The sequence below is a fragment of the Colwellia sp. TT2012 genome (assembly GCF_001440345.1).
Classification (GTDB): domain Bacteria; phylum Pseudomonadota; class Gammaproteobacteria; order Enterobacterales; family Alteromonadaceae; genus Colwellia.
In genome coordinates this window covers 1-4,123 of sequence record NZ_LJYX01000036.1, presented here as the reverse complement: position 1 = coordinate 4,123, position 4,123 = coordinate 1, and the positions used below count along the sequence as shown (strand labels likewise).

Below are 4,123 nucleotides of genomic sequence, written 5' to 3'. Positions count from 1 at the left end.
AGAAAGTAGCGATAATCGCGTGTATTAGAAAGCTAGTTATCACGCTCAATTCGATGGTGAGAGATGGTGTCTACTGGGATCCTAAAATGAATTAAATATTAGGGTTTGACACCATAGTCACTTGTTAGTTGTAACATACTTTCACCAAGTACAACAATAACTTAAACGCACCGTAATGGAAATACCAAGCCGTGAATTTGAGCCATTACACTCACTATTTAAAGCGAATAGTTACGCTAATACACCTTTCAGAAACGTGATGAAAGTGACTAACTTATTCGCGGTAAAGCACCAAACAGTGAATTGGTGAAACTGAATTATTTAGCACTTAGACGATCTTTTTTATTAGCCAACTAACGCCCACATTAACGGGCTAAGTAATAGTTGGCCATAATTGTGAACGTAGTGAGCGCGGCCAACTGTTGCGTGTCACGTTGAATTGCTTGTTATATGCAACGCTGGTTGAATCAAGCTTTGCACGAACTTAAAGGCACTGTAATTAATAACTTAGCCGTGAATTTTTACGCTACTTACAACTGTTCGAATAACTTAATAGCGTTGCCACCTTTGAAAAAGGTAAAAGAGGCAATGCTTATTAGTGAGTAAACTGAACCTGATTTAGCGTAAAACTAAAAAGATTGTCTTGCTCTAATACTCAGGTTTTAACCGCATATAACGCTTACATAAGCGGAAAATTATAGTTGGCTAAAATTTTGAGGAACGAAAAAAGCCAACTGTAAATTTTCCGTTTAATGTTCTTGTTATTTGATGGTAGCGGCAAACTACTAACCATAACAAGAGCTTTTAAAATAATGGCAGCCCGACCGTAGAACTAAAAAGTGCCCAGCGTAGCTACCCACCAAACTCTAAACTTTGAGCCAAACACTTAAGCTTGAACAAGATAATGGCTTTACAACAATAATGTCTAAAATAGTAAAGCCTATTAGCGAATTTAACCAAGCCGCTACGGCGAAAACTGAGGCGTAAAATACCAAACTAATTTAGAAAACACCGCTTTTACAATTAAATATTTAGCTTGAATTAGCGAAGCCAAATAACGCCGCATTAAGCGGCAAAAAATTGTTGGTTATAATGTTGAACGGAGTGAAAACAACCAACTGTTTTTTGTCCGTTTGAATGCCTTGTTAGTTTTTTGTACGTTAAGCAAAGCTTTGCATAAGCCTAGCTGTAAGTATCCCTGTACCAAAAAACAACGTCAACATAGCAAGATGACGAAAAATTTTTATTTGTTTGGATATGCCATATATAGTTTTCCCTTTAACCAACGAGTCAACGATGTAATCTTGCCCTAATAGTGAAATCACAATAGAGGTGCCAAAACAACCAAAAGGAAGATAAAGCTCTGTACTAAAGGGAACTACCTTAAGCTGAATCAAAATGATAACAGCACCTATTATTACTGAAGAAAGCCATGCATATTGTTTTAGTAATTCGAAATGCAACTCTGTCGTAACGGTTTCATTTTTAACTTTGTTATCTTCTATTAAGCCTGCTTCAATATCTGTTTTTTTACTTTCTTCGATTAACACTATTTTTGGCTCCATATTTAAATCTAGCTCCGATACCTGATAAAAAACTAACGCCCTGTTAAGGGGCAAATTGTAGTTGGCTAAAATAAGCGAGGAACGAGCAAAAAGCCAACTGTTATTTGTCCCGCTTGAACAGCTTGTTAGCTGGTTTACCTCTAATGTGCCATCGAAGATAATAGCCAACCATTAGGCCTATTAGCCCTCCAATTAAAGACATTATCGAAGGATCCCAGTAAATTTCACCAAGGACTCTACCTATAAAACCCGATAAAACAATAGAAATACAAATAACCAATTTATCATTGTTTATTTTTTGTATCGCAAATTCCATTAGTAGACTGTACAAAAGAGATGGTATTCCGGCAAGTACGATAAAGCCCAATATAATAAAAGGAATAAGCACTATGGATCCAACCTTAAAACTAGTTAGAAGCATTAATACACAATATAGTAGCCCACCTAAAATTGGCGGTATAGCAGTGCCTAATAATATGCGTTCCATTCTGCCTGAAAACATCACCTATCCTTGACCTAACCAGCTAACGCCCAAATAACGGGCTAAGTAATACTTGCTAAAATGTGAAACGAAGTGGAACCGAGCAAGTGTTACGTGTCCCAGTTGATTTGCTTGTTAGTTGCAACATACTTTCACCAAGTACAACAATAACTTAAACGCACCGTAATGAAAATACCAAGCCGTGAATTTGAGCCATTGCACTCACTATTTAGAGCGAATAGTTACGCTAATACACCTTTCAGAAACGTGATAAAAGTGATTAACTTATTCGCGGTACAGCACCAAACAATGAATTGGTGAAACTGAATTATTTAGCACTTAGGCGATCTTTTTTATTAGCCAACTAACGCCCAAATAACGGGCTAAGTAATACTTGCTAAAATGTGAAACGAAGTGGAACCGAGCAAGTGTTACGTGTCCATGTTGATTTGCTTGTTAGTTGCAACACACTTTCAATATGTACAACAATAACTTAAACGCACCGTAATGAAAATACCAAACCGTGAATTTGAGCCATTACACTCACTATTTAAAGCGAATAGTTACGCTAATACACCTTTCAGAAACGTGATTAAAGTGACTAACTTATTCGCGGTAAAGCACCAAACAGTGAATTGGTGAAACTGAATTATTTAGCACTTAGACGATCTTTTTTATTAGCCAACTAACGCCCAAATAACAGGCTAAGTAATGGTTGGCTAAAATTGTGTAGCGAAGCGAAACGTAGCCAACTGTTACGTGTCCTTGTTGATTTGCTTGTTATGTGCACATTCATTGATTGATGCAAAACCCATATCAATGTTAGCTACAATATAACCAAATTCTTTTTTAGATATTTGCTCAGAGTTGAACTGTTGCTTGGCTAAATCATGAGTCCAAGTTTTGCCACAAGCCGGTAATGGAATAGAAGTATCTATTTTTAACAAATATTCTTCTTGGATTACACCACCTTTTTTAACAATACTTTTAGCGCATAAACTAAGAGCATACTCGATAGCATATTTATCAACACTTGGTGCACCAACGAACTCGTATTCACAGCCTAGTTTTTCGTGACCTTCCGTATCAACATAGTAAAGTTGCCCTGATGTTGTGCAAGCAGAACACATTAATATAATAATGTATAAAGAGAAATGCCTAATATTCAATAGAACTCCTTGTGCACATAACGCCCAATTAACGGGCTAAGTAATAGTTGGCCATACTTGTGAACGTAGTGAGCGCGGCCAACTGTTGCGTGTCACGTTGAATTGCTTGTTATATGCAACGCTGGTTGAACCAAGCTTTGCACTAACTTAAAGGCACTGTAATACATAATTAAGCTGTGAATTTTTACGCTACTCACAACTGATTGAATAAACTTAATAGCGTTGCCACCTTTGAAAAAGGTAAAAGAGGCAATGCTTATTAGTAATTAAACTGAACCTGATTTAGCGTAAAACTAAAAAGATTGTCTTGCTCTAATACTCAGGTTTTAACCGCATATAACGCCGCATTAAGCGGCTAAGTACGTTTTGCTATACTGCGCGGAGCGCAAGCAAACTGTACGTGTCCGTTTGAATGCCTTGTTAGCATTTATTGAAACCAGCAATAAAAAACTCAACTTTCCCACAAGACTTACAGGCATACATGTCTAAGTTTTCTTTATTTACAAAGAATTCTCCCAACTCGCCTAAAACACCCCAACGAGTACCTTCGTGGAAGTTTTTAGTCCCAATAAAAGTTAAACTTGCTTGGCATCGAATGCAATCATGAACTGAATTTTCAGCTTTACGATCAGGCTCTGATTTACCTTTTTCACAATTACAGTTCCAACAAACTTCAAACTCATTATCGTCGATTGTTGTATTACAGTTTTGACATTTCCACGACATCGATTCACTCCCTGAATGCTAACGCCCAAATAACGGGCTAAGTAATACTTGCTACAATGTGAAACGAAGTGGAACCGAGCAAGTGTTACGTGTCCCTGTTGATTTGCTTGTTAGTTGCAACATACTTTCACCAAGTACAACAATAACTTAAACGCACCGTAATGAAAATACCAAACCGTGAA

At 37.1% G+C, this 4,123-nt stretch carries 4 protein-coding genes; all 4 read right to left on the bottom strand.

The genetic code is table 11. The features are described from left to right. Positions 1 to 1,160 precede the first annotated feature (1,160 nt). Positions 1,161 to 1,550 carry a hypothetical protein gene (locus ASU03_RS18365; protein ID WP_231731634.1) on the bottom strand — a complete coding sequence of 130 codons (390 nt, stop codon included), beginning with the start codon at positions 1,548 to 1,550 and terminating at the stop codon, positions 1,161 to 1,163. Positions 1,551 to 1,665: 115 nt separating this feature from the next. Beyond that, positions 1,666 to 2,067 carry a hypothetical protein gene (locus ASU03_RS18360; protein ID WP_057833199.1) on the bottom strand — a complete coding sequence of 134 codons (402 nt, stop codon included), beginning with the start codon at positions 2,065 to 2,067 and terminating at the stop codon, positions 1,666 to 1,668. A 734-nt stretch (positions 2,068 to 2,801) separates the two neighbouring features. Then, positions 2,802 to 3,215 carry a hypothetical protein gene (locus ASU03_RS18355; protein ID WP_057833228.1) on the bottom strand — a complete coding sequence of 138 codons (414 nt, stop codon included), beginning with the start codon at positions 3,213 to 3,215 and terminating at the stop codon, positions 2,802 to 2,804. Positions 3,216 to 3,635: 420 nt separating this feature from the next. Further along, positions 3,636 to 3,941: a hypothetical protein gene (locus ASU03_RS18350; protein ID WP_057833227.1), complete on the bottom strand. Its 306-nt coding sequence runs from the start codon at positions 3,939 to 3,941 to the stop codon at positions 3,636 to 3,638. Positions 3,942 to 4,123 lie beyond the last annotated feature (182 nt).

What these genes read in the sequence shown, in the direction of transcription:
- ASU03_RS18350 (WP_057833227.1), bottom strand. Translation starts at nt 3,941, where the DNA reads ATGTCGTGGAAATGTCAAAACTGTAATACAACAATCGACGATAATGAG.
- ASU03_RS18360 (WP_057833199.1), bottom strand. Translation starts at nt 2,067, where the DNA reads ATGTTTTCAGGCAGAATGGAACGCATATTATTAGGCACTGCTATACCG.